21 protein-coding genes, 3 tRNA genes and 1 pseudogene are annotated in these 22,549 nt (G+C 57.7%); 2 read left to right on the plus strand and 23 right to left on the minus strand.

Annotation, left to right across the window (positions count from 1 at the left end):
• Nucleotides 1–326: pseudogene (locus JWR17_RS09785) on the plus strand (threonine ammonia-lyase, biosynthetic); the annotation flags it as partial.
• 229 nt (nt 327–555) lie between these two features.
• Here JWR17_RS09785 and JWR17_RS09790 read toward each other — a convergent pair.
• The 21 genes from JWR17_RS09790 to JWR17_RS09890 all read right to left on the minus strand — a co-directional run bounded on the left by JWR17_RS09790 (nt 556) and on the right by JWR17_RS09890 (nt 19,814).
• Entirely contained in the window at nt 556–1,431 is an 876-nt protein-coding gene (locus tag JWR17_RS09790) for a DUF2242 domain-containing protein (protein WP_299830684.1), read from the minus strand.
• 244 nt (nt 1,432–1,675) lie between these two features.
• Nucleotides 1,676–1,752, minus strand: a tRNA-Asp gene (locus tag JWR17_RS09795).
• A 130-nt stretch (nt 1,753–1,882) separates the two neighbouring features.
• Nucleotides 1,883–1,959, minus strand: a tRNA-Asp gene (locus tag JWR17_RS09800).
• Nucleotides 1,960–2,009: 50 nt separating this feature from the next.
• Nucleotides 2,010–2,085 (minus strand) — tRNA-Val (locus JWR17_RS09805).
• Nucleotides 2,086–2,268: 183 nt separating this feature from the next.
• A complete protein-coding gene (locus tag JWR17_RS09810) occupies nt 2,269–3,045 on the minus strand; it encodes an SDR family oxidoreductase (protein ID WP_299830686.1) in 777 nt (258 codons plus the stop codon).
• A complete protein-coding gene (locus JWR17_RS09815; RefSeq protein WP_299830688.1) occupies nt 3,042–4,253 on the minus strand; it encodes an O-succinylhomoserine sulfhydrylase in 1,212 nt (403 codons plus the stop codon). Before JWR17_RS09815 ends, JWR17_RS09810 begins: the two co-directional genes overlap by 4 nt.
• 13 nt (nt 4,254–4,266) lie before the next feature.
• Entirely contained in the window at nt 4,267–5,772 is a 1,506-nt protein-coding gene (purF, locus tag JWR17_RS09820; RefSeq protein WP_299830690.1) for an amidophosphoribosyltransferase, read from the minus strand.
• A gap of 44 nt (nt 5,773–5,816) precedes the next feature.
• A complete protein-coding gene (locus JWR17_RS09825) occupies nt 5,817–6,371 on the minus strand; it encodes a CvpA family protein (RefSeq protein WP_299830692.1) in 555 nt (184 codons plus the stop codon).
• 109 nt (nt 6,372–6,480) lie between these two features.
• The gene (locus JWR17_RS09830) at nt 6,481–7,128 is read right to left on the minus strand and encodes an SPOR domain-containing protein (protein ID WP_299830695.1); all 648 of its coding nucleotides are present in this window, start codon (nt 7,126–7,128) and stop codon (nt 6,481–6,483) included.
• A complete protein-coding gene (gene folC, locus JWR17_RS09835; protein ID WP_299830697.1) occupies nt 7,112–8,419 on the minus strand; it encodes a bifunctional tetrahydrofolate synthase/dihydrofolate synthase in 1,308 nt (435 codons plus the stop codon). The genes JWR17_RS09830 and folC overlap by 17 nt, the downstream gene beginning before the upstream one ends.
• Nucleotides 8,416–9,336: an acetyl-CoA carboxylase, carboxyltransferase subunit beta gene (accD, locus tag JWR17_RS09840; RefSeq protein ID WP_299830699.1), complete on the minus strand. Its 921-nt coding sequence runs from the start codon at nt 9,334–9,336 to the stop codon at nt 8,416–8,418. Before accD ends, folC begins: the two co-directional genes overlap by 4 nt.
• A gap of 270 nt (nt 9,337–9,606) precedes the next feature.
• Nucleotides 9,607–10,227, minus strand: coding sequence for a phosphoribosylanthranilate isomerase (locus tag JWR17_RS09845; protein WP_299830701.1), 621 nt, complete (start codon nt 10,225–10,227; stop codon nt 9,607–9,609).
• Nucleotides 10,228–10,290: 63 nt separating this feature from the next.
• The gene (truA, locus tag JWR17_RS09850) at nt 10,291–11,115 is read right to left on the minus strand and encodes a tRNA pseudouridine(38-40) synthase TruA (protein WP_299830735.1); all 825 of its coding nucleotides are present in this window, start codon (nt 11,113–11,115) and stop codon (nt 10,291–10,293) included.
• 122 nt (nt 11,116–11,237) lie between these two features.
• Nucleotides 11,238–14,036: a FimV/HubP family polar landmark protein gene (locus JWR17_RS09855; RefSeq protein WP_299830703.1), complete on the minus strand. Its 2,799-nt coding sequence runs from the start codon at nt 14,034–14,036 to the stop codon at nt 11,238–11,240.
• 98 nt (nt 14,037–14,134) lie between these two features.
• Nucleotides 14,135–15,145 carry an aspartate-semialdehyde dehydrogenase gene (locus tag JWR17_RS09860; protein ID WP_299830705.1) on the minus strand — a complete coding sequence of 337 codons (1,011 nt, stop codon included), beginning with the start codon at nt 15,143–15,145 and terminating at the stop codon, nt 14,135–14,137.
• Between the two features lie 73 nt (nt 15,146–15,218).
• Entirely contained in the window at nt 15,219–15,779 is a 561-nt protein-coding gene (locus JWR17_RS09865) for a DUF1285 domain-containing protein (protein ID WP_299830707.1), read from the minus strand.
• 11 nt (nt 15,780–15,790) lie between these two features.
• Nucleotides 15,791–16,402: a DUF4823 domain-containing protein gene (locus tag JWR17_RS09870; protein WP_299830709.1), complete on the minus strand. Its 612-nt coding sequence runs from the start codon at nt 16,400–16,402 to the stop codon at nt 15,791–15,793.
• Between the two features lie 88 nt (nt 16,403–16,490).
• A complete protein-coding gene (locus JWR17_RS09875) occupies nt 16,491–17,711 on the minus strand; it encodes a type II toxin-antitoxin system HipA family toxin (protein WP_299830711.1) in 1,221 nt (406 codons plus the stop codon).
• Nucleotides 17,686–18,027, minus strand: a complete 342-nt coding sequence (locus JWR17_RS09880) for a helix-turn-helix transcriptional regulator (RefSeq protein ID WP_299830713.1) — start codon at nt 18,025–18,027, stop codon at nt 17,686–17,688. Before JWR17_RS09880 ends, JWR17_RS09875 begins: the two co-directional genes overlap by 26 nt.
• Nucleotides 18,028–18,125: 98 nt before the next feature.
• Nucleotides 18,126–19,094, minus strand: coding sequence for a radical SAM protein (locus tag JWR17_RS09885; protein ID WP_299830715.1), 969 nt, complete (start codon nt 19,092–19,094; stop codon nt 18,126–18,128).
• A 78-nt stretch (nt 19,095–19,172) separates the two neighbouring features.
• The gene (locus tag JWR17_RS09890; protein ID WP_299830717.1) at nt 19,173–19,814 is read right to left on the minus strand and encodes a TetR/AcrR family transcriptional regulator; all 642 of its coding nucleotides are present in this window, start codon (nt 19,812–19,814) and stop codon (nt 19,173–19,175) included.
• Nucleotides 19,815–19,893: 79 nt separating this feature from the next.
• Between JWR17_RS09890 and JWR17_RS09895 the strand changes: the two genes are divergently transcribed.
• Nucleotides 19,894–21,027: an aminotransferase class V-fold PLP-dependent enzyme gene (locus tag JWR17_RS09895; RefSeq protein ID WP_299830719.1), complete on the plus strand. Its 1,134-nt coding sequence runs from the start codon at nt 19,894–19,896 to the stop codon at nt 21,025–21,027.
• Nucleotides 21,028–21,363: 336 nt separating this feature from the next.
• On the opposite strand, the gene JWR17_RS09900 is transcribed toward JWR17_RS09895, so the two are convergent.
• Together JWR17_RS09900 and JWR17_RS09905 are read right to left on the minus strand one after the other, a co-directional pair.
• Nucleotides 21,364–22,149, minus strand: coding sequence for a TatD family hydrolase (locus tag JWR17_RS09900; RefSeq protein WP_299830721.1), 786 nt, complete (start codon nt 22,147–22,149; stop codon nt 21,364–21,366).
• Between the two features lie 14 nt (nt 22,150–22,163).
• A complete protein-coding gene (locus JWR17_RS09905; protein ID WP_299830723.1) occupies nt 22,164–22,520 on the minus strand; it encodes a PilZ domain-containing protein in 357 nt (118 codons plus the stop codon).
• Between the last annotated feature and the right edge of the window lie 29 nt (nt 22,521–22,549).

Here is a 22,549-nt window from a genome sequence, read left to right on the forward strand (position 1 = left end):
TGGACCTGACCGATAACGAACTGGCCAAGCTGCATATTCGGCACATGGTCGGTGGCCATGCGGCTCGGGTCAGCGATGAAGTGGTGTTCCGTTTCGAGTTCCCGGAGCGTCCCGGCGCGCTGTTCAATTTCCTCAATAAACTGGGCGGGCAGTGGAATATCTCGATGTTCCATTACCGTAACCACGGCGCGGCAGACGGTCGCGTGGTGGCCGGGCTGGTGGTGCCGGAAGACGAGCGGCACCTGATTCCGGCCGCGTTGGCGGAAATCGGCTACCCATACTGGGATGAAAGCGAGAACCCGGCCTACACGATGTTTCTGGGGTAAAACCCGTATCCGCTGTAGGGGGTCGCCAACCGCGCCGCAAACACGGTCTCTGTATGGGCTGCCGAAGGCTGCGATAGGCCGGGGTCGCGGGCGGCTGGCACCCCTTCGGCGGTTCACAAGGGCGACCGGTTCCCGGTCGAATCGCAGCCTTCGGCATCTCCTACAGATTAACTTTTAAGTCAGTAAGTTATGCATTGTCTGATAACAGCCATTCTGACGTTATCGCAACTTATGGCGTTTTCGGTGCTTCAGTCGCGGCTGACGCTGGAGCGGCCTCAGGCGTAGGTGCCGGAATCGGCGCCGGGGCAGGCTCGGCAGTAGGGGCAGCAGCAGGCTCAGGTGTCGGAGCGGGGGTAACAATTTCCGCCTTAATCGCCTCGGGCTCAGCGGGCGCGGGCACCGGTTCGCTGATATCAGCCGCTGGAGCGGCCTCTACCGCAGGCTCTTTAGCCGGGATTGGGGCTGTCGGCGCAGGTTTACTGTCAGCCAACGCAGCGGCCGGGGTCGCAGCGTGGGCTACAGGCTCTGGCATGCCCAGATCAGTTTTCGGCTTTTCAGGAATATTCGCGGCCTTTTTCACTTCAGGCGGCAGGAAGTTTTCCACCAGCCCAAAGAAGCGGTCGTAAAATTTCGGTGAAGCTACCGTTTCGCTGGCCACCTTGACCATGGAGTCGTCAGTGGAGCCGATAGGCATCGACAACGAGCCCAATACGCCGACACCGAGGCTGGCCGAGTTATTGACCTTCTTCAGCGCGTAGCGGTCCTGCAGGGCGTTAGCGAACATGGTGGCGCCCTTGGTCGTGCCGTCCGAAGCACAGACCACACTGAAGCTGATCTCCATGTGGGTTTCACCGGTTTGCTGGAAACTTTTGTGCCCGCTGATTACTTTGGGATCATTACTGGTGATGATGTAACCCTGGCTGAGCAAGGCACGACGCGCCGCCTCGCAGGAGGTAGCATCAGTGACCGGGTAATTCCTCGAAAACGTCCCGGAGTCGTCGAAATTTTCATGCTCATACACCGCAGGCTTCTGCGACGAGCAGCCTGCGGCGGCCAGCAGGGCGGTGGCCCAGCATGCGGTACGAAAGCTCGGTAATTTAGACATTCAAAATCCTGGGAGAAAAAACTGACGGCAAAACTGTATATCTATAATACGGGGGAGTCAGTCTGCATCAAGGATAGCGTGGGATCAACGCCGTTCGGAAATACGGTCGACCTGGCTGACTATTGGGGATTCTACACGGCAATGCCGAATTGATCCGGAATACAAACTCCAGAAACTGAAAAACCCGCACTCGGCGGGTTTTTCAGCGTGTTGCCGGTTCACGAATGAACCAGCTGCACATGTATGGCGCAGCGGACGGGACTCGAACCCGCGACCCCCGGCGTGACAGGCCGGTATTCTAACCGACTGAACTACCGCTGCGTGTCGCTCGGACTTGCATCCGATGAACTCATTTGAAACCGGCTTTCGAGAGCCTGTTTCCTTGTAACCCTAAAAGGACCGCTTTAGAAGCGTTCCAGTCTCAGGCCGCACAAGGCGAACCTGAAGAATATGGCGCAGCGGACGGGACTCGAACCCGCGACCCCCGGCGTGACAGGCCGGTATTCTAACCGACTGAACTACCGCTGCGCATTGTTGGTTGGACTTGCGTCCAGCTTTCTCGCGAAAGCCTCAAGAAGTGGTGGGTGATGACGGGATCGAACCGCCGACCCGCTGCTTGTAAGGCAGCTGCTCTCCCAGCTGAGCTAATCACCCTTTGCTTCGTTGAGGCCGCGAAATTTACGTGGGTATCGAACCTAAGTCAATAGCCCCGTTGAAGTTTTTTGAAATCAGCGCAAAAACAGCGTCAAGCGACAAGCTTCATGCTACAAGCCAAAAGCACGATGCAATCCGCTTCTAACTTGCAGCTTACCGCTTGAAGCTTGTCGCTCCCTCCCATCACGCATACACCATTTTTTTCGTCATCCCGCCGTCGACGACAAACTCTTGTCCGGTGACGAACCCGGCGTTTTTCGACAGCAGCCAGGCCACCATCGCTGCCACGTCTTCCACCGCCCCTACCCTGCCCGCCGGGTGCTGAGCGTGGTCAGCCTCTGATAGCGGCTCGGCACGGCGAACTGAAGGGTCACGGGCATCGATCCAGCCGGGGCTGACAGCGTTGACGCGGATCTCTGGCCCCAGGCTGATGGCCAAGGCGTGGGTCAGGGCCAGCAAGCCGCCCTTGCTCGCGGCATAGGCCTCGGTGTCCGGCTCCGACTGGGCGGCTCGGGTCGAGGTCAGATTAACGATGGCGCCGCAGTGGGCGCGCAAGTACGGCGCGCAGTGCTTGGCCAGCAACATTGGCCCACTGAGATTGACCGCTAAAACGCGGTTCCAGTAGGACAGGGTCAGGGTTTCCAGGATGGTGTTGTGGGGATCGGCCACCGCAGCGTTGCACACCAACGCGTCGAGGCGACCGAATTGCCCGAGCACTTCGGCCACACCCGCCTTGACTTGCTCTTCGCTGGAGACGTCCATGGCGATGAACAAGGCGTTCTCGCCCAGCACCGTCGCCACCTTCGCGCCGCGTTCGCGGTCCAGGTCGGTGAGCACCACTTGCCAGCCTTCGGAGATCAACCAGGCAGCAATGCCCAAGCCAATGCCCCGTGCCGCGCCCGTGACCAAAGCAACCTTGCCGTTACTGGCAAGGGTGGCTTCTACCGCCCAGTCATTCACAAGGCCGCCAAACCACGTGCCAGATCCGCCTGCAAGTCAGCAACATCTTCGAGGCCGACTGCGACCCGGATCAAGCTGTCCAGAATACCCGCCGCCTCGCGCTCTTGAGGCGCCAAACGGCCATGGGACGTGGTGCTTGGGTGAGTGATCGTGGTTTTGCTGTCGCCGAGGTTGGCGGTGATGGAAATCAACCGCGTGGCATCGATAAAGCGCCAGGCGCCCTCTTTGCCGCCCTTGACTTCAAAGCTGACCACCGCACCAAAACCCTTCTGCTGACGCTTGGCCAACTCATGTTGCGGGTGACTTTTAAGGCCGGCGTAATGGACCTTCTCGATACCGTCCTGCTGCTCAAGCCATTCGGCCAGCACCTGTGCGCCGGCGCAGTGGGCACGCATGCGCAAATTCAAGGTTTCCAGCCCCTTGAGGAAAATCCAGGCATTGAAAGGGCTCAACGTCGGTCCCGCCGTACGCAGGAAGCCGACCACTTCTTTCATCAGTTCGCTGCGACCCGCGACCACTCCGCCCATGCAACGGCCCTGGCCGTCGATAAACTTGGTGGCCGAATGCACCACCACGTCGGCGCCCAGCAACAACGGCTGTTGCAGCGCGGGGGTACAGAAACAATTGTCGACCACCAGCAGCGCACCTTTGGCGTGGGCTACTTCGGCCAATGCCGCGATATCCACCAGCTCAGCCAAAGGGTTGGAAGGTGATTCGACAAACAGTAATTTGGTATTGGCCTTGATCGCTGCGTTCCAGCCGGACACGTCGGCCAGCGGTACGTAATCGACTTCAATGCCAAAGCGCTTGAAGTACTTTTCGAACAGGCTGATGGTCGAGCCAAACACACTGCGCGACACCAACACATGATCGCCGGCGCTGCACAGGCTCATGACGATGGCGAGAATCGCCGCCATGCCCGTAGCGGTGGCGACCGCTTGCTCTGCCCCTTCAAGGGCGGCAATGCGCTCTTCGAAGGAACGCACGGTGGGGTTGGTGTAGCGCGAGTAAACGTTACCCGGCACTTCACCCGAGAACCGCGCCGCGGCGTCTGCGGCGGTACGGAACACATAGCTGGAAGTGAAGAACATCGGATCACCGTGTTCGCCTTCCGGGGTGCGATGCTGACCCGCACGCACGGCGAGGGTATCGAAACCCACGCCTTCAAGGTCACTGTCCAGCCGACCGGCATCCCATTCGTGCGTCATGCCGTCTCTCCCTTTAGTTGTTGTACAGATCGATAATCGCGCTGACTGCCTGGGTCTTTACCTTGGACGCGTCGTTACGCGCCTGTTCAATCTTTTGCAGGTAGTGAGCGTCAATATCGCCTGTCACATATTTGCCATCGAATACCGAGCAATCGAAGTTGTCAATTTTGACCTTGCCGCCGCCTACCGCTTCGATCAGGTCGCTGAGGTCCTGATAGATCAGCCAGTCGGCGCCTATCAGGTCGGCAACATCCTGAGTGCTGCGGTTATGGGCGATCAACTCATGGGCGCTTGGCATGTCGATACCATAAACGTTCGGGTAGCGAACAGCGGGTGCCGCCGAGCAGAAATACACATTCTTCGCGCCCGCTTCCCGAGCCATCTGGATGATCTGCTTGCAGGTGGTGCCGCGTACGATGGAGTCATCCACCAACATCACGTTTTTGCCGCGGAACTCCAGTTCAATGGCGTTGAGCTTCTGGCGTACGGATTTTTTACGCGCAGCCTGCCCCGGCATGATGAAGGTCCGGCCGATGTAACGGTTCTTGACGAAGCCTTCGCGGAATTTCACGCCCAAATGGTTGGCCAGTTCCAGCGCAGCGGTACGGCTGGTGTCCGGGATCGGGATAACCACGTCGATGTCGTGATCTGGACGTTCGCGCAAAATCTTGTCCGCCAGACGCTCGCCCATGCGCAGACGCGCTTTGTAGACCGAGATACCGTCGATGATCGAATCCGGACGCGCCAGGTAGACGTGTTCAAAGATGCACGGAGCGTATTTCGGGTTGGTCGCGCACTGACGGGTGTGCAGCTTGCCGTCTTCAGTGATGTAAACCGCTTCGCCCGGCGCCAGATCCCGGATCAGGGTGAAGCCGAGTACGTCCAGCGCCACGCTTTCCGAGGCGATCATGTATTCGACGCCTTCGTCGGTATGCCGCTGACCGAAAACGATCGGACGAATGGCGTCCGGATCACGGAAACCGACGATGCCATAACCGGTGATCATCGCAACCACGGCGTAACCGCCACGGCAACGGTGATGCACGTCACTCACGGCAGCGAACACGTCTTCTTCGGTCGGCTGGAGCTTGCCGCGCTGGGCCAACTCATGAGCGAAGATATTGAGCAACACTTCCGAATCAGAGTTGGTATTGACGTGGCGCAGGTCAGATTCGTAAATCTCCTTGGCCAGTTGCTCGACGTTGGTCAGGTTGCCGTTGTGGGCCAACGTGATGCCGTACGGCGAGTTGACGTAAAACGGTTGAGCCTCGGCCGAAGTCGAACTGCCCGCGGTGGGATACCGCACATGGCCGATGCCCATGTGGCCGACCAAGCGCTGCATATGGCGCTGGTGGAACACATCACGGACCAACCCATTGTCCTTGCGCAGGAATAACCGGCCGTCATGGCTGGTTACGATACCGGCAGCGTCCTGGCCGCGGTGCTGGAGGACGGTTAGCGCGTCATACAGCGCCTGATTGACGTTCGACTTACCGACGATACCGACGATGCCACACATGCGACGCAACCCCTACTGAGTGAAACTGGAATACCGGGCACTTCTTACGGCTTTGCAGACGGCAAGAGGTGATCCTTGAACGGCAGATCGGCCGGTAGGCTGATACCGCTGGCTAGCCACTTGCTGGAGAAACCTAAAATCAGGTTTTTTGACCAGTCAGCAACCAATAGAAATTGTGGCAGCAGTTTCGACTGTTGCCACCATTGATCTTGTTGCACCGGCCCCAGGCTCAACAGCCCTACCGCTACAACTACCAGCAGGCCCCCGCGCGCAGCGCCGAAGACCATGCCCAGAAAACGATCGGTCCCGGAAAGCCCGGTGACGCGAATCAGTTCGCCGATAAGAAAATTGACCATGGCGCCTACCAACAGGGTGGCGACAAAAAGGATGGTGCAGCCCGCGATCACGCGCGCTGAAGGTGTTTCTATATACGTCACAAGGTACTGCGAAAGCGACCCGCCGAACATCCAGGCAACTGCGCCGGCAATGATCCAGGTGAGCAGCGACAATGCTTCCTTGACGAAGCCGCGCTTCAAACTGATCAAAGCGGAGATGACGATGATCGCAATGATCGCCCAGTCAACCGGAGTAAATGGCACGTTGCAGCCTACAGACGGATAAGGCGGCGCATTTTAGCAGAGCCCTTGCCTGTCGGTAAGCAGCGATTACCAATGGGACGCGAATAGACGTCTGATTTTAGCTACTGGCTTAGCCGCGCTCAGGCTGGAAGCGCACCACGAAACCTTTGAGTTTCTGCTGTTTGCCTAACTGGTCACGCAACCGATCCGCTTCAGCGCGCTCGATCAACGGACCGACAAACACCCGATTCATGCCATCCGAGGTGCGAATGTAGGCGTTATAGCCTTGGGCTCGCAGGGACTTCTGCATGGCGTCGGCGCTGTCACGATTGGACAGACTGGCCAATTGCACCGACCAACTGACCGACAATCCATTGACGTCGACATGGCTGGCATCGGCAGCCGCTGGCTTGGCCGGTGCTGCTGCAGGTGGCGCCGACACAGTCTTCGCGACGGGGGTCTGGGCTGTTTTGGTACCTGCGGCGGGCGTTGGCAGCGGCTGCATCGCAGGCACTGGCGCGGTTTGCGCAGGTCCGCGAGCCAGCTCTTCATCACTGGGCACAGGTTCCTGTGGCAGTGGTTGCGGCTCTGGAACGGCGACCGGATCGACTTTGATCTCGGTCGTCGTCGGCGCTGGCGGGGTGGCAGGCACCTCGACATGCACGCGCCGCGTTTCGTCTTGACGGGAAAACAGCATCGGCAAAAAGATCACCGCCAACGCAATCAGTACCAATGCACCGACCATGCGCTGCTTGAACACGTTAGCCAGCAAAGCCATTTGCAACTTCCTCCTTGGCGTACCGGGCCAGCCATTCCAGACCCTCGGCAACAGAATAAAAAGAACCGAACAGCAGAAGCTCATCGTCCGCGGTCGCGTTGGCGCACTGGGCATCCAAGGCTAACGCAATACTTGGGTAAGACGTCACCCTCGCACCAAGGTTCTGCAATGCCGCGTGCAAGTCAGCAGCGGCGTAGCTGCGAGGCGTCGGCAGTGGCGCAACCGCCCACTCATCAATGCTATCGGTTAACTCGCTCAGCACGCCGGGCAAGTCTTTGTCTGACAGCAATCCAAACACCGCCAGACGCCTGCCAATGACCGGACGCGCCGCCAAGCGTTGCGCCAGATAATGCGCGGCGTGTTGATTATGACCGACATCCAGCATCAACTGCAGTGACTTGCCCTGCCAATTGACCTGACGCCGGTCCAGGCGACCCACCATGCGGGTGCGACGGAGCGCGGCAATGAGCTGCGCCGGCTCCCAAGGCAACCCAAGCAAAGCGTACGCCTGCAGTGCCAATGCGGCGTTTTCCATGGGCAGATCAAGCAACGGCAAATCCCGCAGCTCGATTGACTGACCCTGCGCATCACGGCCGCGCCAATGCCAGACGCTGTCGGTTACGTCGAGATCGAAATCCCGGCCACGTAACAGAAGCGGGCAATTGAGTTCTTTAGCGCGGTCGAGCAACGGTGCGGGAGGATCGAGGTCGCCACAGAGTGCGGGGCGCCCCTCACGGAAGATTCCGGCTTTTTCGTAGGCGACTGACTCACGGCTATCCCCTAGATAATCAACATGATCGACACCAATGCTGGTAACCAGCGCCAGGTCGGCATCTATTATGTTGACGGTATCCAAACGGCCACCGAGACCGATTTCCAGTACCACGGCGTCCAAGGCAGCACGGGAGAACAACCAGAAGGCCGCCAGCGTGCCCATTTCGAAGTAGGTAAGGGAAACGTCGCCGCGCGCTGCTTCTACTGCGGCGAAGGCCGCACACAGTTCGTCATCGGTGGCTTCGACGCCCTGCACGTGTACCCGCTCGTTATAACGCAGCAGGTGCGGAGAGCTGTAGACGCCGACTTTAAGGCCCTGCGCCTGAATCAATGAAGCGACAAACGCGCAGGTAGAACCTTTACCGTTAGTGCCCGTTACCGTGATTACCCGAGGCGCTGGCCGGGTCAAGCCCAGCGCACGCGCTACCTTTTGCGAACGCTCCAGGCCCATATCGATGGCCACGGGATGCAGTTGCTCAAGGTAGGCGAGCCAGTCGCCCAGGGTCCGCACCGTCATACAGTGGCCGGGGCCGGTGGCACAACCATCGGTTCGATCGGCGCTGCGACGAACTTGGGTGTCGGCAGGTTCATGAACTGAGCCAGCAGATTACCCAGGCGTGGACGCAGTTCCTGACGATGCACGATCAAGTCGATAGCGCCGTGGGCCAGCAGGAATTCGCTGCGCTGGAAGCCTTCTGGCAGTTTTTCACGCACGGTTTGCTCGATCACCCGCGGGCCAGCGAAGCCGATCAGCGCTTTAGGTTCTGCAACAATCACGTCGCCGAGCATGGCCAGGCTGGCGGATACACCGCCGTAAACCGGGTCAGTCAGTACCGAGATGAACGGCAGGCCTTCCTCACGAAGACGCGCCAACACCGCCGAGGTCTTGGCCATCTGCATCAGCGAGATCAGGGCTTCCTGCATCCGCGCACCACCGGAAGCGGCGAAACAGATCATCGGGCAGCGATTTTCCAGCGCGTAGTTGGCAGCGCGAACAAAACGCTCACCGACGATGGCGCCCATGGAACCGCCCATGAATGAAAACTCGAAGGCGCAAGCCACTACTGGCATGCCCAGCAGGGTGCCACTCATGGAAATCAGTGCATCTTTCTCGCCGGTCTGCTTCTGCGCAGCCACCAGGCGATCCTTGTACTTTTTGCCGTCGCGAAACTTCAGGCGATCCACCGGCTCAAGCTCTGCGCCCAATTCGGCACGGCCGTCAGCATCGAGGAAGATGTTCAGCCGCGCGCGTGCACCGATCCGCATGTGGTGGTTGCATTTGGGGCAGACGTCCAGGGTCTTTTCCAACTCGGGACGATAAAGCACCGCATCACAAGACGGGCACTTATGCCAAAGCCCTTCTGGCACCGAGCTTTTTTTCACCTCGGAACGCATGATCGAAGGGATCAGTTTGTCTACCAACCAGTTGCTCATGCTTTCTTTCTCCAGTACCGATGGCTCGAACGCTGGGGCGATCAACAGCCCCGCGTATGCCCTTAAGCTAAATTCATATGTGCAGTGATGTTGGGGCCATACAAGGGTCGAGTCGTGCCGAACCTGCCTGAAATTAACCCACATCACCCACCATTGTGACGACGCGCAACTGCTTCGTCGCCTCTCATTCGATGCCCGCACGCTTTCGCTGCGCAAGGTTCATGGACGGTGGCTATACGCCAACCGTCACATCACCTCATTTATCGGCATTCAAGAACCGTGCACCGTGTCTATGAACGCGCGGATTTTGGCGTGATCCTTAATGCCCTTACTCGCCTCCACCCCGCCGCTGACATCCACCGCGTAAGGTCTGACCTGGGCGATGGCCTGGGCAACGTTGGCCGCGTTCAGACCGCCCGCCAAAATAATCGGTTTACTGAGGTTCTGCGGAATCAATGACCAGTCGAACGCTTCGCCTGTACCACCGGGTACGCCAGCCACATACGTATCGAGCAATATGCCGCTGGCCTTGGGGTACGCACGGCAACTGGCGGCGATATCGTCACCCGCCTGCACGCGCAACGCCTTGATGTAGGGCCGGTGATAACCCTCGCAGTCTTCGGCTGTTTCGTTACCGTGAAACTGCAGAAGATCCAACGGCACCACTTCAAGGATTTCGGTCAGCTCACAGCGGCTGACATCAACGAACAATCCAACCGTGGTCACGAACGGCGGCAGAGCGGCGATGATTTCCCGCGCCTGCACCGCGGTTACAGCCCGGGGGCTTTTGGCATAAAACACAAAACCGATGGCATCTGCACCCGCGTCTACGGCGGCCAGCGCATCTTCTATGCGAGTAATCCCGCAGATCTTGCTGCGAACGGCTGACATATCGTGAAAACCTCACGCTCGGTTCAGGAAAGCCCCAGATGTTAACAAATGCTTTTCCGGGCGTCAGCCGTCAAGTTCAGTGAAGCCCGTCAGAAAGTGTGGGCCAATGTAACGCTTCGGCAAGTCAAATTCGTCGTGGTACTGCACTTGCACCAGATACAAACCGTATGGATGCGCCGTAACACCGCCGGTACGACGCACTCGACTCTCCAATACTTCCCTGGCCCATTCGATGGGGCGCTCGCCCGTGCCGATGGTCATCAAGACGCCCGCCAGGTTGCGCACCATATGGTGCAGAAACGCATTGGCCCGGACATCGATCACAATCATCTGCCCATGCCGCGTGACCCGCAGGTGATGCATCTGCTTGATAGGTGATTTGGCCTGGCATTGCCCCGCCCGGAACGCACTGAAATCATGGGTACCCACCAGATACTGCGCCGCCAGGTGCATGCGCTCGGCATCCAGCGGGCGATGGTTCCAGGTGACTTCCTCGCCCAAATGGGCCGGCCTGATCGGGTCGTTATAAATGACGTAGCGGTAACGCCGAGCAATTGCCTTGAAGCGCGCATGAAAATGCGCGGGCATGACCTTGGCCCAGCTGACGCTGATGTCGTGGGGTAAATTGATATTGGCGCCCATGACCCAGGCCTTCAGTGAACGCTCGGCCTGAGTATCAAAGTGCACCACCTGCCCGCAGGCATGCACGCCAGCATCGGTGCGCCCGGCGCAGAGCAGCGAGACCGGACCATCGGCGACTTTGGACAGCGCTTTTTCGAGGGTTTCCTGAACGGTTAGCACGCCGCAAGCCTGACGCTGCCAGCCGCTGTAACGCGAACCCTTGTACTCGACACCCAACGCAATTCTGGAAAAACCGGCGCCAGCCATTTCGTCTGCCGCAGTTGTGATATTTTTCAATAACTTACGCCATTTTCGTTTCCGTGATGGCGTTCATTATACGGCCCCGTGGGTCCAGCGCCACGCGGGGTCTGTTTTTTGTACGAAAGGTGTCAATGCAGGCTGGCGAGCATTTCCCGTGCTTCGGTTTTCTGGGCTTCATCACCCTCACCCACCACTTCATCAAGAATGTCTCGGGCACCGTCGCTGTCGCCCATTTCGATGTAGGCACGGGCCAAATCAAGCTTGGTCGCTGCTTCATCGGTGCCGGCAAGGAAATCGAATTCAGGCTCATCGTCTGCATCCAACGCATCGTCGGCGGTAAAGCCTGGCGGCGTCGCGAACGGTTTGGACACGGGCAACGGGGCTCCGGGCGGCTGATCCATGCGCTCGGACAGACGGTCCAGCTCAGCGTTGACGTCATCAAGTTCGGTAGTGAACGCATTGGGTGTCGGGTCGGCCTCGATGTCATCCGCTAGCGACAGGTCGAAGTCGTCAGGCAAATCCATATCGTCATGTGGCGCTTTGGAGGTCGCAGCCGGATCAATCGCGGGCGTGTCATCAAATGCAGGCAGCTCGCGCAGATCGTCCTTGAGGCTGAGGAGGAAATCATCCTCGGCGGTCAATGAAGGCGGCTCCTCAGACAGGTCCAAATCAAAGTCAGCCAAATCGTCAGGCATTGTTTGTCTGGCTTCGCTCTGTTCAGGCAACACCGACTCAAAACTCAGCTCATCGTCTTCGAGCGCGGGCTCGTCCAGCACCGGCACCGTCGGATCTTCGACGATTGTCGGAGAAGCTTCTTCGAGTTCGTCCAGGCTTAAATCGAAATCGTGGTCGAAGGTATCGAGTTCATCAGCCGGTGGTACCGGAGCGGGTGCAGGCGGCACAACCGGTGCAACGACGGGTGCTGGCGCTGGCACCGGCGCTTCAGCCGTGTCGAGCATCAGATTCTTGACGTAATCATCATCCAACTCCGCAGCCAGCGCTGCAGCCCCCAGGCCCGCGCCTGCGCCCGCCATCAGCATCATCGGAAAGCGGCTTTTCAGCTGTTCCACCTCCGCGTAGTTTTTACCGTTGGCCACTAGCTTGCGCTCTTGGGCGGTGAAGCCACTGCTGTCGCCCTGCTCCGCGTAAATCTCCATCAGCTTCAGGCGCAGCTCGCTGCGCTGAGGCTCATACTTGATGGCCTCTTCCAATAATTCGGCGGCCTGATTCAGACGGCCATTAGCCACATGCACGTTTGCCTGATCAAGGGCATCAGTTGAACGTTCACGTACGGGTTCTGCGATCACCGGTGCCGGCACTGCCGCGGGCACCGGCGCCAGCTTTACGTTTGGGGGCGCAACATCCAGGCCTTCGAAGCTGGATTCCGGCAAGTCCATGTCGCTCGCAAACTCTGACTCTTCGGCCAGTGCACGCGCCATGCGCTTGTGTTTTTCTGCCTCCTGCTGGGCATTGCGGCGCCTGGCCAAAAGCAGCAATAACAGCAAGATAATCAGCAGCGCGCCGCCCCCTACCAGGCCCAACAGCATTGGGCTGGCGAGCAGCTTGCTCATCGCACTGTCGGTGTCGGCGTTGTCCACCAGCCCACCAGGGGCAGGGGCAATCGGCGCCACCTCGGGGGCTGCGGTGGTTTGCGCACCGGGAGGTGGCATCGCGTCTTCCGGCGCGATCTCACCGGCAGGCTTCACTGGGGCGTCGGCAGCCGGTGCAGGCGTTCCGGCGACCAATGCGGCTGGCAACGCCGGCGGCGATCCGACGGCTGGCGCTGTGTCGGTAGCCGCCGGGGCAGCCCCGCTCTGAGCCTGCATTTTTGCCAATTGATCGTTCTTCAGCTGAATCAACCGTTGCAGCTTGTCCAGCTGACTCTGCAGATCGGTCATGCGGCTTTTCAGTTCGGCATTGTCACGGCGGGTTGTGTCGAGGTTTTCCTTGGCCACCGCCAACTGATTATTAAGCGCCTTGCTGTCACCGGCCGCACCTTTTCTACGGGACTTAGTGTCACCCGACACTAAACTCAGGTTGTCCCTGGTCTCAACATTGGCCGGGGCGGCGTCGGCTTTGGCGTGCCGGGTCGCGTCCACCTGGCGTGCCTTGGAGGGTAAACTGCGACGCTGACGCCAAGCCAGGTTTTGCTCAGCCACTTGTGCGACAGCTTGCGGTTGTGGGGTGGCGGCAACTTGTTGCTGATCAGGGAGGCGCAGCACTTCACCGATTTTCAGTCGGTTAATATTGCCGTTGATGAACGCCCCTGGGTTCAGCGCCTGAATGGCCAGCATGTTTTGCTGAACCGAACCGCCATTGCGGACCCGCGCAGCAATATCCCACAACCTGTCGTGCCTGGCGGTGGTGTACTCGGTCGGCTTGGCTTCAACGGCAGGGGTCGGTGCAGGCAGCACCGCCGCAGTTGGCGCTGGCGGTGTATCCGCTGCGGCAGGCGCTTGGGTCTGGGCAGGCGTAATCACTTGAGGCTGTGCAGCTACTGGCGCCGGAGCGGCTGGCCCAGGAACAGCTTTTTGCGGATCCAGCGACACACTGTACTCGCGCAATAGTCGGCCGTTAGGCCAAAGAACCTGTACCAGGAATTTCATGTACGGGTCGCGAACCGGCTTGCTTGACGTGATCCGTAATACACTTTTACCGCTGGCGTTAATTACCGGGGTAAAGGTCAAGTCGTCAAGAAAGGCTTGCCGATCAACCCCTGCATGGGCGAAGTCAGCCGATGTGGCCAGGCTCGGAATGACCTGAGCGGCGTTCAAGTCACGGGCATCGAGCAACTCGATTTCCGCGTTCAGCGGCTGGTTCAGGGTCGACTTCAGGGTCAAATCCCCGAGACCCAGGGCATTTGCCATACCGGACGACAAGGCCGAAGCGGCAGCTATTGCTAATACCAGTTTACGAACCTGAACCATAGCCCATCCCTTGTCTGAATATTCCTCGGCAACCGAGAAGGTAAAGCCTGCTTAGATCGTCAAGCCAAAGTGATTCATTAATTGTTGCCAAGTATCTTTTACATGGGGTCTTTTATCAACAATTCAGCCACTTGCACAGCATTCAAAGCGGCACCCTTACGAACATTATCAGATGTGATCCATAAGTTAAGTTCCGCAGGGTCGTCAATTCCCCCACGGACTCGCCCGATATAGACCACATCCTGCCCTACTGCATCGCCCACAGCGGTAGGGTAATCACCGGCCTCGACCAGTTCGATACCCGGCGCAGCGTTTAGCGCAGCATTGACCGCGGCCAGATCCACCGCCTCGCTGGTCTGCAGCGAAACACTAAAGCTATCGCCGAAAAACACCGGCGCTTGAATACAACTGACGGAAATCTTCAGTAAAGGCAGCGCGAGCAATTCACGCAACTCAGACAGCAGACGCTTCTCAAGCGGTACATGCCCTTGTGCGTCGGGAGTACCCACTTGAGCGAGTAAATTAAAGGCCATCTGGCGGTCAAAAAACCGCGGCTCCATTGGTCGGACATTGAGCAGCTCGGCCGTCTGCCGAGCCAGTTCCGCCACACCTTCCCGGCCTTGACTGGAAACGGCCAGGCACGCAGTTACATTAACCCGCACGATGTCCAGTAAGCCGCGCAACGGGGCTATTGCTACGGCCAATGCCGTTGCAGAGGGGCTTGGGCTGGCGACTTGATAGGGTTTTTTCAGTGCGCCCAACAAGGCTGCATTGATTTCCGGGACAACGTTGGGAGCTTGCTCCACCGGCAAGCCCGCCGCCAGATCAATCACCATGCAGCCAGCAGCGGTGGCACGTGAGGCATAGCTGCGGGTAATTGCAGGGCCAGCGGCGAAGAATACGATTTGCACTTTGCCGAAATCGAATTCATCCACCTCACGCACACGCACGTTCTTGCCGCGGAAAGGCACGGAATGACCCGCCGATTCAACGCTCGCCAGAAGGTGCAGATTACTAACAGGAAAATCACGTTCTTCAAGAATCTGCACGAGGGTTTCGCCGACAGTGCCGGTGGCGCCGATCACGGCAATATCAAAGGACTGGGTCATGCAAAAGCCTCAGGTGAATCAGGGACCGGCACTTTAACCGTCGAGGTACTGACAGGCAATTCCGACGGTCAGATCATGGTTCCAGGCCGATGGGGAAAAATTCACCGTGGCTCCACACCCCTAACCAGCGCTGACCGTCGATCTCCCGGGTCTGCGCCAGTTCCACCAGTTGATAGAAGACATTGCGGTGAATCAGCGCCTCCAGGTTGACCCGCACATGGATATAGGGCGCGGGTTCCTGGGTTTGCGGGTCTGTTTCTACCCGCAAAAAATGCTCGGGACCTGCTTCGGTCTCATCGTCAACGTTCGTGGTGAAACGCAGAACTTGCTGTTCGCCCTCGCCTTCGACCTCAAGACTGACAGCCACAAACGGCGCGTCGTCGACCTTGATCCGAACTTTCTCCACGGGCGTGATCAGGAAGTAATCGTCATCGTCGCGACGCATAATGGTGGAGAACAAGCGGACCATAGGCTTACGGCCTATTGGCGTCCCCAAGTAATACCAAGTCCCGTCTCGGGCGATACGCATATCGATATCACCGCAGAAATCGGGGTTCCACAGGTGAACGGGCGGCAGTCCCTTTGATTTGGGAATCTGTGCAAATAGATCATTGGCCTTGCCCGAATCACTCATCGTATTGGTCCTTAAGGGGGATTGAGACTGACACCCATCAGGCTACGAGCGTAATCCGCCAAGGGGGGACCAAGCAAATCTTCAGGTTTGGTATTGCGCATCGTCAGCAATCCGCCGCGAGTACGAATACGCGCCGTATCGATGAGATAACGGGTAGTGGTTTCAATCACCATCAACTGGATCACGCCGCTGTCGACGCCCAGACGGTCGACGGCTTGCTGATCGCTCCACTCGTCGCTGTTGCCGATCCGGTCATCAGCCTTGGCGAAACGGGTGTACAGCAGATAGTTGGCACCGGCGGCCCGAGCTTCAGTCAACGCCTCGTCAAGGCCCATAGGCGCTTTAGCGCGGCGGACCATGGGGAAGTACTCGATGAAACCATCGAAAGCTTCTTCGGCGACGACGTTTGGCCGCGGGTAGGCGTTGCCAGGTGGTACGAACGCACCTTGGGCAATATAGATGAAAGAGTCTGGCTGCAAGCGGCGGTTGTAGGCTCTATTGGTGTTGCTGTGATCGAGCAAGCCCGCATCACTCAACTGATCATGAGCACCCTGCCCCATGTCGCTGATACTCATGCAGCCACTTAACGACAACAGCGTCAGTAGCAAAACCAGGCTACGCATCATCCCCTCCAGGTGCCGGTGACGGAAAACCGGCGAATAAGCGACTAATGCAGCTTCCGCGCCACCGGAGGAAAAAGGGGTAAGGTTATTACCAGCTTCTGATTTGAGTGTTAAATCGCTGGCACACTTGTGACAGAACGGCTATGTCCTGCGCATTCATACCTGCATCTTTGAGAAATTGATCGGCGCGCTCCGTGACATTGCCTATATCGACAATTATCTGCTTTGCCTGATCTCGATGGAGTCCGAAACGCTCAGGAGCACTAAGCAAATTATCCAGAGTGGACAATCTACCTTGCTGGCCAATGATCAAAGCCTGTAAGCCAGGTTCATTAGGATGGGGTATCAGATCGAATGCAGGCGAAAGACGGTAGGTGCCAGTTCCGACCATCAGGCATCCATGGTTGCGAAGGTGATCGTCGGTATTGCCGATCAGCACATTGAAAGCCATGCGTCGGTACAGATCACCCAGGTCCTCCAACGCGTCGTCACTGATTTTCTTTAGCACGTCTGCAATTCGCAGATAACTCATAGGGCCATCATTATCGCCCACTCGCATCCGGTGCGTATTGATCGACGCATAGGCGCTAAGGTAGTGACTTCGGCCTGCGCGCTGTCGGTCAAAACGTTTCACCAGCAGCACCGCACGGCCGGCTACTTCCAGCAACTCGTGCTCAGGAACCACAACGCCCGCAGCCTCGGCCATGTTCAGCGTTGCGAATTCTGCTCTTGCCTGGTCAAAAATATCATCGCGCCGACCAAGCTTTGCAATCCATTCCCCGCCACGAAAATGAACGGTTACTTTGGGCCGGGCACCGCCCATGGACGAGCCGTATTCCAATAATTTGGCCATTTCGTCACTGGGATGATAATTACCTTGATCAATCTGCTCAGCAGCAAGAAGGAGCTTCTCCAGGATTTCAAAAGGTGGAGCCTCATGAAGCGGAGGAAGCTGATGGCGAGAAGCACTGAACAGCAGACAACCCACCCCTGCTCCACGAGAAGCGAGCAGCCATTCAATCTCGTTTTGAGGATGCTGTTTGTGCGTCGCGAGAAGAACCTTCCTTCCCCAGTTATCAGGGGTTGAGTCCTCGAACGCGCCCCATAGTTTGGGCGAACTGAGTTGTTGCTCGCTCAACGGCAAATTAAGCGGGTCCAGTGCAAAAGATTCCGGGCTTGCAAGCCAGCTGTTTGCGTATCTGAACGCAAACCCTCTGGCCTGAATGGCGATTTGCCCGACCGGGACGGGGTCGCCATCTGCGTGCGCTGAATAGACAAACGCACTACCAATCGGGGTCCAGATTGCCATCAGAATCTCCTTCGTGGACGCGGGCAGGTTGCAGCGCCCGCTCATGCGCCAGCCCGGTAAGGTCCAGCTCTGGCGCTGCCAATGCGCTAATCATCTCTTCCATGTCCAATGCGCTGAGTACGTTCATCAGTACTCCCAGGGAAACGCCCTTCTCACCTTTTTTTAAGCGCTGGTAGGTTTGACCAGTGATTCCGGCCCGTTTACAAATAGTGTCCACTTGCAACCGCCGACGCTTTCTAGCGAGATCGATATTTTCCCCCAGCATGCTCAGTAATTGCTGAGAACGGTCAGATAGTAAACCGGAATGCTTATGCATGATATTTCATCGGTAAAGCGACCTAGAAGATGATATTTCATCTTAGGCCATTTGCAAGGACCGAATGAGGAAAATCGGGATCTGCGCCCAAATCACACCTAACCCCCAATAATCTTCATCACCGTAGCGCCGCCTGAAAACGCGACTTCCTGCTTGTCGCCCAATGCTTTGACCAACAGCCGTTGCAGCGCTGGCAGGGCTTCGTGGCGGGGTTTGTCCAGCAGGTCGCCGACGTAATGGCGGTTGCTGGACGACAGACAGCCGTGCAACCAACCCGTACTGGACAGGCGCAAGCGTGAACATGTCCGGCAAAACGGCACGCTTTCGTTGGCGATTACGCCAAAAAAACCTTTGCCGGGGATTTGATAACGCACGGCCGTGGCATCCACGGGTGCGTCGGCCTGAAGGTATTCGTACTGCTCACCGATCAGGGTCAGCAACTGTTGCAGGCTGACAAATTGCTGCACAAAGCCATTTGAATCGCTGGCCAGATGCCCCATACGCATCAATTCGATAAAACGCAGCTCGTAGCCCCGCTCAAGGCAATAGTCGAGCATCGGCATCACCTGATCGAGGTTTGCCCCGCGCAACGGCACCATATTGACCTTGATTTTAATCCCGACTGCGCTCGCCTGGGTCATGCCGTCGAGCACGGTAACTAAATCGCCGCCACGGGCGATGGTGCGAAAGGCGACGGGGTCCAGCGTATCGAGGGACACATTGAGCCGACGAATATTGGCGTCGATTAACAATGGCAACTTGCGAGCAAGAAGTTGGCCATTGGTCGTCAGGCTGATGTCAGCCAAGCCCATCTGCCCGACCTGACCCATAAAGGATTCCAGTTTCGGACTGACCAGCGGCTCGCCACCGGTTATGCGCAGACGCTCAATGCCCGCGGCCTCGATCAGGTACGCCACACCCCGCGCCATGGCATTGGCCGACAGCTCATCCTGCGCGGCAATCAGGCGCTTACCGTTAGGCACACAGTAGGTACACGCGTAGTTGCAGGCGGACGTCAGGCTTATTCGCAAATTGCGAAATTGCCTGCCTTGGCGGTCGACGATCATGGGCAGCTCCGGCAGAGAAAGGGGGACCCGCTAAAACTTGACTAAGATATCAAGTTTTAGCGAACACTGCCGAATGACTCAACTGCTCGGCGGGGTATCGGTGTCACGCTTGCGTTTGTTGCCCATGCGCACGCCGATGTCCATCAGGAACTGGAAGAAACCTTCCTGATCTTCAAGCACATTACTCCAGAACGGCGAGTGGTAGAGCGCAACAGCGCCATGCACCAACGCCCACGAGGCGCAGAAGTGGAAATACGGCGGCACATCTTCCAGCTTGCCTTCGTTGATTCGACCTTCGATCAACAAGGTCAAGCGCTCAAAGTTAGAGGCACGGATCTTGTGCAACTCCACCACCATCTCTGGCACTTGATTGCCCTTGACCACTTTTTCTTCCAGACGATCGAATAATCGGTAGCGCTGAGGATCACGCATGCGGAATTCGAAGTAGGCGCGGGATAAAGCTTCCTTATCCTTGTCGACGTCGGCAGAGTGGAGCAACTCGTTCAGATCGCGCTCGTAGTCGAGCATCAGGCGCAGGTAAATCTCCGCCTTCGACTTAAAGTGCTTATAGATGGTGCCTTTGCCGATACCCACGGCATCAGCGATCATCTCGACGGTGACACTGTCTTCACCTTGATCGAGGAACAGCTTTAGCGCGGTATCGAGAATTTCTTGCTCGCGGCTACGAAACTCACGGACCTTACGAGGTTCTTTCTGCATAAGAAAAGGTCTGTTGGTGGTCAAAATCGAAGCCGCGTATTCTGCCTAACTTGCGCCAAATTGCACGGATCATCCGACCATGTCTACGTTTCTTGATGAATTTACACAAGCCCCAGGCCTGCGATATTTAAACCACGCGGCTGTGGCTCCATGGCCAAAACGCGCCGCAACTGCCGTCACTCGCTTTGCCCAGGAGAACGTTTTACTCGGCGCGCGGGATTATCCAGACTGGATGATAGTAGAACAGCGCCTTCGTGAACGCTTGATGCGCCTGCTGAATGCGCCTTCGACCGATGACATCGCGCTGGTCAAAAATACATCGGAAGCCCTGTCGTTCGTTGCGTTTGGACTGGACTGGAAAAGCGGCGATCAAATCGTCATCAGCGATGAAGAGTTTCCGTCCAACCGTATCGTCTGGGAGGCGCTGAAACCTCAAGGCGTGGAAGTGATTCAGGTCAGCCTCAAAGTGGACGACCCGGAAGCCGCATTGCTTGCCGCTTGCGGTCCTCGCACACGCTTGCTGTCGATCAGCGCGGTGCAATTTGCCACCGGCCTGCGCCTCGACCTGGAAGCGTTGGGCAAAGGCTGCCAGCAGCGCAACGTGTTGTTCTGCATTGATGCTATCCAGCACTTGGGTGCTTTGCCGTTTGACGTTCAAGCCAGCCAATGTGACTTCGCCATGGCCGACGGCCACAAGTGGCTGCTGGGTCCTGAGGGCTTGGGGGTGTTCTATTGCCGCGCCCAATTGCGACCACAGCTGAAGTTGAGCGAATTCGGCTGGCACATGCTTGAGCACATGGGCGATTACAACCGCACCACATGGGAGCCGGCCTTGTCGGCCAGGCGTTTCGAATGCGGCAGCCCTAACGTGCTGGGCAGCATGGCGCTTGAAGCAAGCCTCTCCTTGCTTGAAGAGGTAGGCATGGACCAGGTTGGCAAAGCCATCGCTGAGCGCATTGTGTGGCTGGAAGAAGGGCTGAGTTCAATTCCAGGCGCTCGCTTGCATACTTCAAAAGACCCTGCCCGGCGCGCAGGTATTTTGTCGTTTAGTCTGGATGGGGTAGAGAACTCGGCGTTATTCGAGCACCTTAAGCAGCATCAGGTGGTTTGCGTGCAGCGCGGGCCCGGCATTCGTTTTTCCCCGCATTTTTATACAGAATCCCGGGTGATCGACGAAACATTGGCGCTGGTGCGCGAATTGGCTGTTCTGTGAGAACTCAATTGAAGCCCAGGTATTCCAAATCCGTTTAAGAAACATCCGAATTGGGCTGGACGCCCGGCGATCGTGATCAATACTTAATTCGTTGGCGCGGCATCTCCCCCAAGTGGCGCGCCAATAAAGGCACCAACGGATCGTGTGCCTTTGTTTACTCCTAATGGTCTTAACCCGGATTCACCCCCCAGAACCCGGGTTTTTTTTGCCTGTAATTTGCGCAAAATCGACCTCTGCATCTGTATGAGCCAAGTTGCTGGCGAAGCCCTATGAACACCACTGAAAACGCCTCGCCAACAAGTTGGCCCCTACACTTAGTGAGCGTTGAGCAGGTCGTCAGCGCTTGAGGTGGGCCAACGGGAACAGGCGTGCGAAGTTCTCGGTGGTTTGCTCGGCAAAACGTTCGTAGGTCTCGCCGCGTAGCATCGCCAGGTATTCAGCTACTTCGCGTACGTATTGCGGCAGGTTTGGCTTGCCCCGATAAGGGATTGGTGCCAGATACGGCGAGTCGGTTTCAACCAACAAGCGATCCACCGGCACCTGTCGGGCCACGTCTCGCAAAGCGTCGGCATTGCGGAAGGTAACGATGCCGGACAGTGAAATATAGAAGCCCAGGTCCAGCGCCGCTTTGGCCATGTCCCAGTCTTCAGTAAAGCAATGCAGCACACCGCCTTGTGGCAGCGCGGCTTCACGCAGCAAATCCAGGGTGTCAGCACGGGCACCCCGGGTATGGACGATCACGGGCTTGCCGGTCAGATTGGCAGCTTCTAGGTGCAAGCGAAACGACCCCTGCTGAAGCTCCGCGGCTTCAGGCTCGTAATGATAATCGAGCCCGGTCTCGCCAATCGCCACCACGCGAGGGTGGTTTAGCTCTGCCAGTAACCAATCCAGCGCAGGCGCCGCGCCCGGCTTCAGGTCTAGTGGGTGAATGCCCACCGAACAATCCACGTCGTCATACCGCTCGGCCAAGGCTTTGACCGCGCCAGCGTTTTCAGCACTGACCCCGATGCACAGAAAATGCCCAACGCCTCTTGCCCTCGCGGCATCAAGGGCAGCGTCCAACGAGCCTGCGTGGGAGGCGAGATCAAGACGGTCGAGGTGGCAATGGGAATCTACAAGCATGGTCAAAGTGGCAACTACATCGTGTGGGTGGGACGATCCGACTTAAGAGCGCCGGCCAGATACGTTTCGATCTTATTGCGGGCAGCGTTGTCGCCGTCGTTGAATTGCACGCCGACACCTGCGGCCCGATTGCCTTGGGCGCCTTTGGGCGTGATCCAGGTGACTTTACCGGTCACCGGGATCTTTTCCGGCTCATCCATCAGGTTGAGCAACATGAACACTTCGTCGCCCAGCTTGTAGCTTTTGCTGGTGGGAATGAACAAGCCACCATTCTTGATGAACGGCATATAAGCGGCGTACAGCACCGACTTGTCCTTGATGGTCAGGGACAAGATGCCGTTACGTGGGCCAGGACTCAGCGGCACACTCATTACGTCTCCTAAGGGCTAAGGCGTGATAC

Source organism: Pseudomonas sp. (genome assembly GCF_028293835.1).
Classification (GTDB): Bacteria; Pseudomonadota; Gammaproteobacteria; order Pseudomonadales; family Pseudomonadaceae; genus Aquipseudomonas.

Coding starts and splice junctions, on each gene's coding strand:
- JWR17_RS09855 (WP_299830703.1), bottom strand. CDS start 14,036: ATGGTTCAGGTTCGTAAACTGGTATTAGCAATAGCTGCCGCTTCGGCC.
- purF (WP_299830690.1), bottom strand. CDS start 5,772: ATGTGTGGCATCGTCGGTATCGTCGGTAAGTCGAACGTCAATCAGGCG.
- JWR17_RS09880 (WP_299830713.1), bottom strand. CDS start 18,027: ATGCATAAGCATTCCGGTTTACTATCTGACCGTTCTCAGCAATTACTG.
- JWR17_RS09830 (WP_299830695.1), bottom strand. CDS start 7,128: ATGGCTTTGCTGGCTAACGTGTTCAAGCAGCGCATGGTCGGTGCATTG.
- JWR17_RS09890 (WP_299830717.1), bottom strand. CDS start 19,814: ATGCAGAAAGAACCTCGTAAGGTCCGTGAGTTTCGTAGCCGCGAGCAA.
- JWR17_RS09860 (WP_299830705.1), bottom strand. CDS start 15,145: ATGACCCAGTCCTTTGATATTGCCGTGATCGGCGCCACCGGCACTGTC.
- JWR17_RS09900 (WP_299830721.1), bottom strand. CDS start 22,149: ATGCTTGTAGATTCCCATTGCCACCTCGACCGTCTTGATCTCGCCTCC.
- folC (WP_299830697.1), bottom strand. CDS start 8,419: ATGACGGTGCGGACCCTGGGCGACTGGCTCGCCTACCTTGAGCAACTG.
- JWR17_RS09790 (WP_299830684.1), bottom strand. CDS start 1,431: ATGTCTAAATTACCGAGCTTTCGTACCGCATGCTGGGCCACCGCCCTG.
- JWR17_RS09875 (WP_299830711.1), bottom strand. CDS start 17,711: ATGGCAATCTGGACCCCGATTGGTAGTGCGTTTGTCTATTCAGCGCAC.
- JWR17_RS09885 (WP_299830715.1), bottom strand. CDS start 19,094: ATGATCGTCGACCGCCAAGGCAGGCAATTTCGCAATTTGCGAATAAGC.
- JWR17_RS09905 (WP_299830723.1), bottom strand. CDS start 22,520: ATGAGTGTGCCGCTGAGTCCTGGCCCACGTAACGGCATCTTGTCCCTG.
- accD (WP_299830699.1), bottom strand. CDS start 9,336: ATGAGCAACTGGTTGGTAGACAAACTGATCCCTTCGATCATGCGTTCC.
- JWR17_RS09815 (WP_299830688.1), bottom strand. CDS start 4,253: ATGACGCACGAATGGGATGCCGGTCGGCTGGACAGTGACCTTGAAGGC.
- JWR17_RS09870 (WP_299830709.1), bottom strand. CDS start 16,402: ATGCGTAGCCTGGTTTTGCTACTGACGCTGTTGTCGTTAAGTGGCTGC.
- truA (WP_299830735.1), bottom strand. CDS start 11,115: ATGGCTGGCGCCGGTTTTTCCAGAATTGCGTTGGGTGTCGAGTACAAG.
- JWR17_RS09845 (WP_299830701.1), bottom strand. CDS start 10,227: ATGTCAGCCGTTCGCAGCAAGATCTGCGGGATTACTCGCATAGAAGAT.
- JWR17_RS09895 (WP_299830719.1), top strand. CDS start 19,894: ATGTCTACGTTTCTTGATGAATTTACACAAGCCCCAGGCCTGCGATAT.
- JWR17_RS09865 (WP_299830707.1), bottom strand. CDS start 15,779: ATGAGTGATTCGGGCAAGGCCAATGATCTATTTGCACAGATTCCCAAA.